This is a genomic window from Allobosea sp. BH3 (genome assembly GCF_025499465.1).
Taxonomy (GTDB): Bacteria; Pseudomonadota; Alphaproteobacteria; order Rhizobiales; family Beijerinckiaceae; genus Allobosea.
The window spans coordinates 614,052-626,477 of the sequence record NZ_JAIMCA010000001.1 but is presented as its reverse complement, the minus strand read 5'-3'; the positions used below and the strand labels follow the sequence as shown (position 1 = coordinate 626,477).

The window sequence follows — 12,426 nt, the reverse complement described above, 5'->3', positions numbered from 1 at the left end:
TCATCCCTTCTTCGCAGCCAGCCCCGCGACATCGGCGATGATGCCATCCAGCGCGAAATCCTTCGGCGTGTAGACCGCCGCCACGCCCATGTTGCGGAGCGCGTTCTCGTCGTCGGGCGGGATGATGCCGCCGACCACGACGGGCACGTTCATGCCGGCGACGCGCAGGCGGGCTGTGACGTCCCGCACCAGCGGCAGATGCGAGCCGGACAGGATGGAGAGCCCGATGATGTCGGCCGCCTGCTCCTTCGCGTCGCTGACGATCTCCTCCGGCGTCTGGCGGATGCCGCCATAGCTGACAGCCATGCCGGCGTCCCGCGCCCTGACCGCGATCTGCTCGGCGCCGTTCGAGTGGCCGTCGAGCCCCGGCTTGCCGACGAGGAAGCGGGGCGGGCGGCCGAGCCGCTCCGTCGCCTTTTCGACGGCGGCCTTCGCCGTGGCGAGGCCGGCCGCGTCGCCCAGCTTCGTCGTGTCGACGCCGGTGGGGGCGCGGTATTCGCCGAAGATCTCGCGCAGGGTCTGCGCCCACTCGCCCGTGGTGACACCGGCCTTGGCGCAGGCGATCGAGGCGGGCATGACGTTGCGGCCCTCTCGCGCGCTGGCCGCCAGCTCCGAGAGCGCTGCCTCGGCGGCCTTCCCGCCGCGCGCCTCGCGCCAGGCCTTGAGCCGGGCGATGGCCTCGGTCTCGACCGAATCCGGCACGGTGACCACGTTGCCGTCCCCGGCCGAGAGCGGGGAGGGCTCGCTGTTGGTGAATTTGTTGACGCCGACGACGACCTGCTCGCCGCGCTCGATCGCCTCGATGCGGCGCGCGCCGTTCTCGACCAGCGCCTGCTTCATGTAGCCGCTCTCGACGGCGGCGAGCGCGCCGCCCATGTCGTCGATGCGGGCGAGTTCCTCCAGCGCCGCTTCCTTGAGCTCGCGGACCTTGGCGTCGATGGCGGCCGAGCCGTCGAAGATGTCGCCGAATTCGAGCAGGTCGGTCTCATAGGCCAGAACCTGCTGCATGCGCAGCGACCATTGCTGGTCGAAGGGCCGCGGCAGGCCGAGCGCCTCATTCCAGGCGGGGAGCTGCACGGCCCGTGCACGGGCCTTCTTCGAGAGCGTCACTGCCAGCATCTCGATCAGGATGCGGTAGACGTTGTTCTCGGGCTGCGGCTCGGTCAGCCCGAGCGAATTGACCTGCACGCCATAGCGGAAGCGGCGGTGCTGCTCCTCGGTGACGCCATACCTGCCCAATGTGATCTCGTCCCAGAGCTCGACAAACGCCCGCATCTTGCAGAGCTCGGTGACGAAGCGCATCCCGGCATTCACGAAGAAGGAGATACGCCCGACTGTGCCGGGGAAATCCTCCGCGGAGACTTCTGGCCGGGAGCGGATCGAATCGAGCAGGGCGATGGCGGTCGCCAGCGCGAAGGAGAGCTCCTGCACCGGCGAGGCGCCGGCCTCCTGCAGGTGGTAGGAGCAGACGTTGGTCGGGTTCCATTTCGGCAGCTCGCTCGCCGTGAAGACGACGATGTCGGTGGTGAGCTGCATGGAGGGGCGCGGCGGGAAGACATAGGTGCCGCGCGAGAGATACTCCTTGACCAGGTCGTTCTGCGTCGTGCCCTGCAGGAGCCTGCGGTCCGCGCCCTGCTCGTCGGCAACGGCGATGTAGAGCGAAAGCAGCCAGGCCGCCGTCGCGTTAATCGTCATCGAGGTGTTCATCTGCGCGAGCGGGATCTCGGCGAACAGCGCGCGCATGTCGCCGAGATGGGAGATCGGCACGCCGACCTTGCCGACCTCGCCACGCGCCAGCACATGGTCCGGGTCGTAGCCCGTCTGTGTCGGCAGATCGAAGGCGACGGAGAGGCCCGTCTGTCCCTTGGCGAGGTTGGTGCGGTAGAGCCGGTTGGATTCAGCCGCGTCTGAATGGCCCGCATAGGTGCGGAAGATCCAGGGCTTGTCGCGCTGCGCCGCCTTATCGCCGCCGGGTGTCGTCGCGGTCATGGCGTCTCCCCGTCTTGCAGAGCAATCTGAATGTTGCACTGCGGCGAAGATAACGCCAGAGCTTCGGCGATGTCCCCTTCGACGTTAGGCGGACGCGATTGCCGCGTCGGTGCCGGTTCGCGCCGGGCTATGCCTGTCCCGCGCGCCTATCGCGAGGGAAGGCTGCCCCGGATGTCGGAAGGCAGCAGCGTCGCCACGCGGTTGTCGGCCTTTTGCGGCGCAACGAAGGCGCGCAGCGGTGCCTTCGGCGGATCCAGATCGAGCGGGCGGCCCGGGGGCAGCGGCGCGTTCCTGACGAGCATGGCGGCCGGCGTCTCGATCGTGGGGAGCTTCGGAGCGGTGGTCTCCGGAGCGAAGGCGAGCGGCGCCGAGGCGAAAGAAGCGGCGGCGGTCGCCGAGGAGGAGGCCGTGACGAGCGGCGTGGAGGAAGCAGATGCGAGCTGCATCGTCGGCTCCTCGATGCGCCGGCGCTCCGGACGCTCGCCCTTCACGTAGAAGGCGTTGCCGCCGGCCACGGTCACATAATGCATGTTCTTATAGCCGAAGCGCAGGCCGGCCATGTGGAAGTGCTTGGCCGCGCCGACCGCATCGCTGCGGCGGCCGTTGAGGATATCCTCGGCGATGGCCTCGACCTTCGGCAGGACGCCATCTGTCATCGGGCGGCTCAGGACACCGGCGGCGAACTGGCGCGGCGCGCCGACCACGCCGCAGATCGTCTCGGGATAGCGCGCCGACTCGACCCGGTTCATCACGACTGTGCCGACACCGAGCAGGCCGGATTCGCTGGACCGATTCGATTCGAAATACATCGCGCGGACGAGGCAATCCTTCTCGCGCGGATCGGCCTTGGCCAGGGCGACGGCATGCTTGCGGGCGGCTGCCGGATGCTTCGTCGCCGGCGCGGTGACCGCGGCTGTCTCGACGGGAGACAGGCTGCAGGCGCCCAGGACGGGCGCGGCCAGCGCAATCAGAAGCGGAATGGACCTGCGTCCGCTGGACCGGAAAGCTCCGTCGGAACGGAGACCAAGCGCAGCGATCGTGGTCCGCTTCATGCGACAACCTCTTGGATTCGAAAGCTCTGGTTGCCGAAAGGCGCAACCGGATCACCGGAAGGAACTCCCGAATCCTTAACAGAAGTTTAATCCGCAAAGGAAGGGGGGAAGGCCGCTGAGGAGCCTCCAGCCGATGCTGCCGCTCGGTGACATGTCGATAAATTATTGAAATATATAGAAAAATTCCGCGCCCGTGATCGCGTTTTTTCGCGGCCCGATATCAAGAACTGCGGAGGAGATATTACGGTTCCGACAGGAAGGCGTCAGTTTCCGGAGCTCGGCAGGCGCGGAAGCGGCAGGAAGTCGACGCCTTCCTCATGCAGCATGCGAGCGTCCTCGGTCGTCGCCTCGCCGTAGATGGGGCGCGCTTCCGTCTCGCCATGGTGGATCTTCAGGGCCTCGTCGGCGAAGCCCTTTCCGACATCCTCGGCGTTCTCGCGGACATGGGCGTGCAGCGAGGCCAGCATCTCGCGGAAGGCGGCTTCCTTCTCGCCCATCAGAGCCATCGGAGCGGGAGAAGCCGGGACCGGCGCAGGAGTGCTCGGCGCCGGCTCCATCGTCGCAGGTTCCGATTGACGGGCGCCGAGATCGGTGCGCGCCACATTGGGCGACATGATCGCGCGCTCCACCTTCGGGCTGCCGCAGAGCGGGCAGGTCACCAGGCCGCGCCCAGCCTGCTCCTCGAAGCTGGCGGAGGTCGAGAACCAGCTTTCGAATTCGTGGGCGTTGTCGCAGATGAGGCTGTAGCGGATCATGTCGCCTAGGGACTTAAGCCTGCGTGCGTCTTTGGCAAGGCCAGGCCGGCGCTCAGGCCGCCAGCAGCTTGTCGAGCTTGCCGGCTGCATCGAGGGCGTGGATGTCGTCGGAGCCGCCGACATGCGTCTCACCGATGAAGATCTGTGGCACCGAGGTGCGCCCATTGGCTCGCGCCGTCATTTCCTGGCGGAGCTCCGGCCTGCCGTCCACGTCGATCTCCGTGAAGGCGACGCTCTTCTGCGTCAGCAAGCTCTTGGCGGCCCGGCAATAGGGGCACCAGGAGGTGGTGTAAATCGTGACCGGCGGCATGGGCGAAGGCCTCTCGGGTTCGTTCAATCAGGTCTCTGTTTCGTCATGTAGTGTCTTCCCGGCCATCCGTCACGACCCGTGCGAAGGTCAGGACATCAACGTCGCGGGCGCCCGCCCGCAGCAGGGCGCGGGCGGCGGCATTGGCGGTCGAGCCGGTCGTCAGCACGTCGTCGACCAGCAGGATGCGCCGCCCCTCGACCTGCGGGCGCATCGTATCCGGCACGCGAAAGGCCCCTTGCAGGTTCTCGGCGCGCTGCGGACGTGTGAGGCCGACCTGCTGGCGCGTCCGCTTGACGCGGGCCAGCGCCGCCCGAGCCACCGGCAACCCGGCGTGGCGGGCGACGACACCGGCTAGCGCCGCCGCCTGGTTGAAGCGCCGGCTCCAGAGACGCGTCCGGTGCAGCGGCACGGGCACGACAAGATCGGCATCGACGAGCAGCTCGCGGCCGGCCTGCGCCATCATGCGGCCGAGCGTCAGTGCGAGTTCGGTTCTGTCTCCGTATTTCAGGCGGTGGACCAGCTCGCGGGCCACCCCGTCGAAGCGGCAGACGGCGCGCGCCCGGGCATAGACCGGCGGATCGGTGATCGCCGCAGGGGAGAGCAGGCCGGGGCCGAGATCGACCGCAAACGGCGTGCCGAGCCGCTCGCAATAGGGCCGCTCGATGAAGCCGATCGAACTCCAGCAGGACGGGCAGAGGGCCTGCGCCTGCCCGACCGCGCCCTGGCAGGCGATGCAACTCGGCGGATAGACGATCGCGAGCGCGCCCGAAAGCCCTGCGCGCAGCGCATGCCGGCCTGCGGCCAGGGCGCGGTGCGGCAGGGTTTTCCGCGCGTCAGGCCCCGAAATCGCTGGATCATCGATCTCCAGATGCGCCTCCCGGCAGAAGATTTATCCCGGCGGGGCGAGGCGATTTTTCGCACCCCTTCCAGAACACTCTGTCACGCTTAAGTTCAGCCTGTCGATTGGCCGGCGGCAGCCTGCCGCCCACCGCGACGCGAGCATTTGCGCGGCAGCCGCCGCGAGCCAAGGACCTTCCGATGAGCCAAGCCACGCCCAAGCTGTTCACCCCGATCCGCATCGGGGACATCGAGCTGAAGAACCGCGTCGTCATGGCGCCGCTGACGCGCAACCGTGCCTCGCGCGGCACCGATGCGCCCAACGATCTCAATGTCGAATATTACCGCCAGCGCGCCGGCGCCGGACTGATCGTGACCGAGGGCACGCAGGTCTCGCAGCAGGGCCAGGGCTATGTCTGGACGCCGGGCATGTACAGCGACGCGCAGATCGCGGGCTGGCGCCAGATCACCGACGCCGTCCACGCCAAGGGCGGCAAGATCATCGCCCAGCTCTGGCATGTCGGCCGCGTCAGCCATGTCTCGCTGCAGCCCGGCCAGCAGGCGCCGGTCGCGCCCTCGCCGCTGCTCGCCAAGACCAAGACCTATATCGAGAGCGGCTTTGCGGAAGTCTCGCAGCCGCGCGAGCTCGCCCTGTCCGAGATCCCCGCCATCATCGGCGATTTCGTCAAGGCGGCCGAGAACGCCAAGGCGGCGGGCTTCGACGGCGTCGAAATCCACGGCGCCCATGGCTACCTGATCGACCAGTTCCTGCGCGACGATTCCAACAAGCGCACGGATTCCTATGGCGGCTCGATCGAGAACCGCGTGCGCTTCGCGCTCGAGGTGGTCGAGGCCGTCGCCAAGGTCTTCGGCAAGGGCCGCGTCGGCATCCGCATCTCGCCGGTGAGCCCGGCCAACGACGCGCGCGATTCCGATCCGCAGGCGCTGTTCACTCATCTGGTGACGCGGCTCAACGACACCGGCATCGCCTTCATCCATGTCGTCGAGGGCGCGACGCGCGATGCGCGTGACTATCTGCCGTTCGACTACAAGGCGCTGCGGCAGGCCTTCAAGGGTGCCTATATCGCCAACAACAGCTTCAATCGCGACCTGGCGATCGAGGCCGTCGAGAGCGGGGACGCCGATGCGGTGGCCTTCGGCCGGCTGTTCATCGCCAACCCCGACCTTGTCGAACGTCTGGAGGCCGATGCGCCGCTCAACGAGCCGGATGTCGCGACCTTCTATGGCGGCGATGCGAAGGGCTATACCGACTACCCCTTCCTGGCCGGGAAAGCGGCCTGAGGCGGCCACCAGCCGCGCGGCTGAACCGGATATCGGCGGGACGGATTCAACTTTTTCCGAGCTGGTCGACCCTGCCGGCCTTCCGGCTCAGGCTTGGAGCTGTTCGAGCCGATCGCTCGCACGCCGCGGCAGCGGATGGGCTCCCGCCTCCGCCTCGGGTGCGGCGGGGGGCAAATTCGTGGTCCGGCTGAGAAAAGGGGGTTGCGGTCCGGCGGAAGCCCGACTAAAGAGCAGCCCTCGGCCAGCGCTGCTCCCTTCGTCTAGCGGTCTAGGACGTCGCCCTCTCACGGCGAAAACAGGGGTTCGAGTCCCCTAGGGAGCGCCACGCTACTCTAAGCGTGGATGCCGTCAGAATAATCCGGAAAATCAGCGCCTTGGAAGCCGCCCTCGTACGAGCGAGTGGTGCAAACTCTCCATGGCGTTGATGACGTATCTCCTCAAAGATCGGCATGGCACCTATTACTTCCGGCGTGTCGTGCCGCCGAATTGCGGCCGTTTATGCCGCCGCCCTGGCAGGGCAAGACGAACTGGAAGCGCTCGCTGAAGACCAAGCTGCCAGCAGACGCCAAGGTTCAGGCGCCGAAGGCGTTGGCGCCATGCACGGCTGACTTTTAGGTTGCGGAGCGAGCGAAGCGCGGGGAGCCGATTCTAAGCGCCATGGCCCTGATCCTTGACGCCAGCGTCCTTGCTGAGCTTGAGGCGGATACGCTGGCGGACCTCTTGGTGCGGGACGCCTTGGAGCGCGTGGATGGGATGGTTGGCGGCAGTTGCAGACGCCAGAGGAGCGGGCGCAATGGCCTGACCTCGTGCCGGTCGCGTTCGGACGCAAAGGCATGGCCGAGGACCACTTCACCGCGTATGGCGACGGCGTTGAGGAGCTTGCAGGGGAGTTTCCTCAAGCCCCCATCGAGACCCCAGTGCCGCGATATAGGCGCCGACTATCCCGGTGCCGAAGAAGCCGATCAGGTAAGCCGCGATCTCGCTATCAGGGAGGTGTAGCCAGCGAGTGGGTTACGAGGATAAGGATTTATAATTCGGCGGGTCTCATAAGGCAGTCTAATTAATGGCGCAGCCAGACTTCAACGACCTCGCCGCTTTTGCCATGGTCGCAAAGGAACGCAGTTTCACCAAGGCTGGTGCCAAGCTGGGAGTATCGCAGTCCGCACTCAGCCAGACCATCAAGGCCCTCGAGGAACGCCTCAAGCTAAGACTTCTGACGCGTACGACCAGAAGCGTCGCTCCCACCGAAGCTGGTCTAAGGCTGCTCGAAGCCGTCGCGCCGCGTTTCGACGAGATCGAGGCGGAGATCGCAGCGCTTGGCGAATTGCGGGGCAAGCCAGCAGGGACGATCCGCATCACCGCTGGCGAACATGCCGCGATCGCGGCTTTGCAACCAGCGCTACGCCGCTTGCTGCCGGATCATCCCGATATCAAGGTCGAGATCATCGTCGACTATGCCCTCGTCGATATCGTGGCGGCGGGCTATGACGCGGGCGTGCGGCTCGGCGAACAGGTAGCAAAGGACATGATCGCCGTCCGGATCGGGCCTGAGATGCGCATGGCGGTGGTCGGATCACCAGCCTATTTCAAGCGCTACGGTGTTCCGGGAACACCACAAGATCTGACCTCTCACAACTGCATCGCGTCTCGTCTTCCCACCTATGGTGGGCTGTTTCCTTGGGGACTCGAAAAGGACGGGCGCGAGGTCAAGGTGCGTGGCGAGGGCCAGCTCGTATTCAATAGCCTCGCGCTTCGCCTGAGTTCGGCCCTCGACGGGCTGGGCCTTGCGTATCTGCCCGAGGACCAGGCGATCCCGCATATCCGCACGGGAAAACTCATACGCGTCCTCGACGATTGGTGCCCGCCGTTTCCCGGCTACCACCTCTACTATCCGAGCCGGCGGCATTCCTCGTCGGCTCTCTCCCTGCTGATCGATGTCCTGCGCTACCGTGGTTGACGCCGCCAGAACTGGATAGCCTCCCTGATCCAGCCCTCTGCACTGGTTCCGATGCCCAGACCGAAACCGTGGCCGACGCCGGGATACACACGATAGTCCACCTCCGTGCCTAGGCGCCGCAAGGCATCGACCCTTCGCTCCATCGATGCCGGTGGCGCGATGCCATCCCGGGAGCCCACGACTGCGAATGTCGGGGGTTCGCTTTCGCCGACGTCGGAATGCGCCGTATACGCCGTCACGACGACCGCCGGCCGGGGCAAGTCGGGCCCGCCGAAGCGGGCCGCACCATGGCTGCCGATGAAGGCCGCCATCCGCGCGCCCGCAGAGCTGCCCCACAGCGAATAGCCTTTCGTGTCGACCGCCAGGTTGCCGGCGTTACGGAACACAAAGCCGATCGCAGCGGCCAGGTCCTGGGTAGCGATCTGCCCACCCCGCCCGGCCCGGTATTTCAGGACGAAGGCATTCAATCCGGCGCGACTGATCTCGGCTGCGTAGGGGAAGCCCTCATGGACCGATCCGACATAGGCGAAGCCGCCGCCCGGGGCGACGATCGCGAATGGTGCACCGGGGGTTCCGCGGAAGAAGAAAAGACCGGCATGCGCCTTGTCGGGTTCCGCCTTCCGCTCTGCATCATCGTAGAGTTCGTAGAAAACCTGATGGCCCGCAGCCGCGTCCGCAACGAGTCGGTTCAGGGCAGCGACGGTCGAGGGGAGGTCGATGTTGGTGTGGTAGGGCAGCAAGGCGCCGATATCGGACAGCCGGGCTTGCTCGTCGACGTCGCGATCATCCCAGGGCAACAGGCGTCGCCCGAACCCTTTGAAGGCCGGATGGCTCAGTAGTTCGCCCAATGTGCTTTCAGGCGTCAGCGCAGCGTAGGTGACGGAGGTTGTTCCCTTCGACGGCGTTCCTGCCGTTCCACGACCCGGGGCGGAGCATAACACCGCCGCGGCGAGCCATTCACGCCGTGACAGACGCGCGCTCATGGCGAGACGCTCTCCGGGATCGGCCGAGCAGCGACGCGGCCTTGGCGACGATCGCGGCGGGCAACCTCAATCAGTTTCATCGCGTAGTATGTTCCCGAGATGGCGAGCCCGGTTACGGCGCCGATGTGGATGAAGAAGCCTGCGACTGACTCTTCGAAGTTCCACCAGTCCAGGCTCATCTGCATTGTCAGCTTCATGCCGAGCCCCAGAACCAGGCAGCTCCACACGCCGAAGGCGGCCACCACGCCAGTGGTCGCACGCAGAATCCAGGTCCTGACGACGCTCGCCCCGCGGATGCCGAAGCCAATCCTGGCGAGACCCATCAGCATCGGCCAGCGCAGGCCGAGATGCACCGCTACGATCACGAGGACCCAGTAGGCGGCGACGGTATGGATCTGCCGCACGGTGAACCCACCCCAAGGCGGCAGGACGGATGCGAGTGCGTTCGAGATCAGGACGCTGGTCACGAGCAGCACCAGCATGGCTGACAAGAGACCGGCCGTGACGAGGACGTTGAAGAGGCTGCGGGGTTCGCGCCGGGTTCTCGGGAGGTTTCCATACCAGCGGCGATTGAACAGGTTATGCGCGATCAGCAGGACGAACATCAGCGTCCCGGCGATCTCATGCGCGACATTGCCCAGCCACCAGTAGGAGAGGCCGAATACGAGCAGGACGGCGGCGAAACCGTCCAGCCAGAGGCGAAGGGCGAAGACCCGGCTCATCGTCTGGCCTACTCGACCGCCGTGCCGTTGAAGCGGGGAATCCGGTAGGCGGTGTAGAGATAGTCGCTGCTCGCCTGGCTGCCGTGGCAGCTCGCGCAGCGTGCCGTGTTCTCGGCCGTGTTGATCTTTCCATCCGGCCAGAACCACTGATACTGCCAGTCACCGGTCCGGCGGCGCTCGTCATAGTCGGCGCCCCAACCCTTGCCCTTCTCCATCACGAAGTAGCGGAACAGCTTGCCGTCCCGGTAGTCGACCAGCACGAAGTGCGTGCCGCTGGGGATCGGTTGCTTGTTCCTGACGGCGTCCAGCGCCTGCGGCGTCGTCATGATGTGTTCGGTGACGTTGCCGCGGCGCACGGTCGTGTAGTGGACCAGCTTGTCGAGGTCGGGCAGCGTCGCGCGCGTGGCTTCGGCATGGACCTGCCAGCCGACGCTGAGAACAACGGTCATCGCTACGGCCGTGAGGGCCGCTTGAGTAGCAAGCTTCATCTGGGATCCTCAGCGGCCATATTGCTGGTCGGAGACATGCTCCATCCAGTCGACGGTCTTGCCATCGAGGGATTCCGAGATGGCGATATGGGTCATCACGGAAGCCGGGGAGGCGCCATGCCAGTGCTTCACGCCCGGCGGAATCCAGACGATGTCGCCGGGCCGGATCTCCTGGATCTCACCGCCCCAGTGCTGCACTCGGCCGACACCCTCGGTGACGATCAGCGTCTGGCCGAGCGGGTGCGTGTGCCAGGCGGTGCGGGCGCCCGCCTCGAATGTGACCGTGCCCCCGCCGATGCGGGCGGGTGCCGTACCTTGGAACCGGCCAGATACCTCGACCTTTCCCGTGAAGTTCTGGGCCGGGCCGGCGGCAGGCTTCTGCGCGCCGGAGCGTTGAACGACGACGGCCCGGTCGGTTTGGGCGAGCGCCGCGCCGAAGGGCAGCGCCATCGCCGCGAAGATCAGAGCGGGAGCGAGCATGCGATGGCTCACTTCTGCTTGAAGACTTCGCGGGCGACGTTGATGGCCGCGATCGCGTTCGGCCAGCCGGCGTAGAAGGCGAGCTGCGTGATCGCCTCGACGATCTCCTCTTCCTTGACGCCGTTCGTGCGGGCCAGCGCCATGTGCGAGCGGAGCTGCTCGGGCCGGTTCAGCGCGATCAGGGCCGCGACCGTGATCAGACTGCGGTCGCGCTTGGCCAGTCCCGGCCGTTCCCAGATGTCGCCGAACAGCACATTGTCGGTCAGCTCGGCCATTTTCGGGGCGATGTCCCCCATGAGCTGCTGGGCGCGGGACGGCGGCTTTGCCGTCGCCGGCTGGTTTGCGGTTTGCGCTTGGGTGGAGCCCTCGAATGGCGCTGCGCTGAGCAGCAGGGCAGCAACCGACGCGTTGCGGATCGTTCGCATGGCAGACCTCGTTCGGGTTGGGAGATGGCTCAGGTTCGGCCGGACGGAAGCGTCCGGGCGAAGAACGGGGTCAGCTTGGCCATGGCGGCATCGACGTATTTCGGCACCCAGTAGGTCTCGATATGCGTCGCGCCCTCGATCTCGAACTTCTCCTTGTCCTTGGCGCCGGTCGCCTTCGGGAAGGCCTCCTTGGTCATGTAGAGGCTGTCGGCCTTGCTGCCGGCGATCATCAGCAATGGCTGGTCGATCAGCTCGATCTGGTCGGTCGCATCCCAGCGCATCAGGTCTAACAGGCTGCTGGTCGTGTACTTGAACGTCGAGTTCGGGTGAGCGTGGGTCTTCCAGTAGTACTCGTAACCCTGCCGGTACATCTCGAAGGGGAGCTTGGCGATCTGCTCGTCGCTCAGGTTGGCGTCACCCGAATAGAGGATCTCACCACCTGCAGCCTCCTGCGCACGGGCCTGGGAGACCTGCCGCAGGCGGTCCTGGATGGTGTTGACTTGAGAATCCGCGAAGCCGTTGCGGCGGACGCGCCCGGAGTTGAACATGCTCAACGTGGCGATCGACTTGAACCGCTTGTCGACCTTTGCCGCCGAAAGCGAATAACCGCCTCCGCCGCAGATGCCGAGCAGCCCGACGCGCGCGGCATCGACACCCGGATAGCGGGTGATGAAATCCGCCATGCCGTGGATGTCCTCGACGCGGTTCTGGGGCTTGTCCACGCTGCGAGGCTGACCATTACTGCCGCCCTGATAGGCCGCGTCCGCCGTGATCGCGATGTAGCCCTCGCCCGCCAGCCGCTGGGCGTAGAGCCCTGCGACCTGCTCCTTCACGCCACCGTTCGGATGGGCGACGACGATGGCAGGATAGGTCTTGTCGGCGCTGTAGCCAGCCGGGGTGTAGACATTGGCGACGATGTCCAGCCCACCGAGCTTGTAAGTGACCGGATGGATATTGACCTTGCCGGGGTCGTTCGCGGTGATCGCGCCCCGGTAGACGAGGCCGAAGGGGTTTTTCCTGTCATCGGCGGCGCCGGCCTCGCCGGCTGCAAAGCCTGCAGCGGCAGCGACGGCCGTCGTCAGGACGGTTCTACGGTTCATCATGGTCATCCTTTCGAATTGAGTGC

At 66.1% G+C, this 12,426-nt stretch carries 13 protein-coding genes and 1 tRNA gene; 3 read left to right on the top strand and 11 right to left on the bottom strand.

From position 1 onward, the window contains the following. From BoBH3_RS03045 to BoBH3_RS03025, 5 genes are all read right to left on the bottom strand, one after another. The gene (locus tag BoBH3_RS03045; protein ID WP_262329267.1) at positions 1–1,989 is read right to left on the bottom strand and encodes a protein meaA; all 1,989 of its coding nucleotides are present in this window, start codon (positions 1,987–1,989) and stop codon (positions 1–3) included. Between the two features lie 146 nt (positions 1,990–2,135). Next, positions 2,136–3,041 carry a cell wall hydrolase gene (locus BoBH3_RS03040; RefSeq protein WP_262329266.1) on the bottom strand — a complete coding sequence of 302 codons (906 nt, stop codon included), beginning with the start codon at positions 3,039–3,041 and terminating at the stop codon, positions 2,136–2,138. Between the two features lie 263 nt (positions 3,042–3,304). Further along, complete coding sequence (locus BoBH3_RS03035) at positions 3,305–3,796, bottom strand: DUF1178 family protein (RefSeq protein ID WP_262329265.1); 492 nt, start codon at positions 3,794–3,796, stop codon at positions 3,305–3,307. 52 nt (positions 3,797–3,848) lie between these two features. Continuing rightward, positions 3,849–4,106 (bottom strand): glutaredoxin 3, encoded by a 258-nt coding sequence (gene grxC, locus BoBH3_RS03030; protein WP_262329669.1) that lies wholly within the window; start codon positions 4,104–4,106, stop codon positions 3,849–3,851. Positions 4,107–4,149: 43 nt separating this feature from the next. Then, positions 4,150–4,911 carry a ComF family protein gene (locus BoBH3_RS03025; protein WP_262329668.1) on the bottom strand — a complete coding sequence of 254 codons (762 nt, stop codon included), beginning with the start codon at positions 4,909–4,911 and terminating at the stop codon, positions 4,150–4,152. Positions 4,912–5,144: 233 nt separating this feature from the next. Between BoBH3_RS03025 and BoBH3_RS03020 the strand changes: the two genes are divergently transcribed. The 3 genes from BoBH3_RS03020 (at position 5,145) to BoBH3_RS03010 (ending at position 8,202) form a co-directional block, all read left to right on the top strand. Beyond that, positions 5,145–6,245: an alkene reductase gene (locus tag BoBH3_RS03020; RefSeq protein WP_262329264.1), complete on the top strand. Its 1,101-nt coding sequence runs from the start codon at positions 5,145–5,147 to the stop codon at positions 6,243–6,245. Between the two features lie 249 nt (positions 6,246–6,494). After that, positions 6,495–6,570: transfer RNA gene (locus BoBH3_RS03015), tRNA-Glu, on the top strand. Positions 6,571–7,308: 738 nt separating this feature from the next. Further along, positions 7,309–8,202: a LysR family transcriptional regulator gene (locus BoBH3_RS03010; RefSeq protein WP_262329263.1), complete on the top strand. Its 894-nt coding sequence runs from the start codon at positions 7,309–7,311 to the stop codon at positions 8,200–8,202. On the opposite strand, the gene BoBH3_RS03005 is transcribed toward BoBH3_RS03010, so the two are convergent. The 6 genes from BoBH3_RS03005 to BoBH3_RS02980 are packed head-to-tail and all read right to left on the bottom strand — an operon-like array spanning position 8,190 to position 12,400. Continuing rightward, positions 8,190–9,185 carry an alpha/beta hydrolase gene (locus tag BoBH3_RS03005; RefSeq protein ID WP_262329262.1) on the bottom strand — a complete coding sequence of 332 codons (996 nt, stop codon included), beginning with the start codon at positions 9,183–9,185 and terminating at the stop codon, positions 8,190–8,192. The genes BoBH3_RS03010 and BoBH3_RS03005 overlap by 13 nt on opposite strands. Further along, positions 9,182–9,907 (bottom strand): DUF4405 domain-containing protein, encoded by a 726-nt coding sequence (locus BoBH3_RS03000; RefSeq protein ID WP_262329261.1) that lies wholly within the window; start codon positions 9,905–9,907, stop codon positions 9,182–9,184. Before BoBH3_RS03000 ends, BoBH3_RS03005 begins: the two co-directional genes overlap by 4 nt. An 8-nt stretch (positions 9,908–9,915) precedes the next feature. Further along, complete coding sequence (locus BoBH3_RS02995; protein WP_262329260.1) at positions 9,916–10,356, bottom strand: cytochrome P460 family protein; 441 nt, start codon at positions 10,354–10,356, stop codon at positions 9,916–9,918. Between the two features lie 48 nt (positions 10,357–10,404). Beyond that, positions 10,405–10,875 (bottom strand): (R)-mandelonitrile lyase, encoded by a 471-nt coding sequence (locus BoBH3_RS02990; RefSeq protein WP_262329259.1) that lies wholly within the window; start codon positions 10,873–10,875, stop codon positions 10,405–10,407. A gap of 8 nt (positions 10,876–10,883) precedes the next feature. Next, complete coding sequence (locus BoBH3_RS02985; RefSeq protein ID WP_262329258.1) at positions 10,884–11,300, bottom strand: carboxymuconolactone decarboxylase family protein; 417 nt, start codon at positions 11,298–11,300, stop codon at positions 10,884–10,886. A 29-nt stretch (positions 11,301–11,329) separates the two neighbouring features. After that, positions 11,330–12,400: an alpha/beta hydrolase gene (locus BoBH3_RS02980; RefSeq protein WP_262329257.1), complete on the bottom strand. Its 1,071-nt coding sequence runs from the start codon at positions 12,398–12,400 to the stop codon at positions 11,330–11,332. Positions 12,401–12,426: the final 26 nt, after the last annotated feature.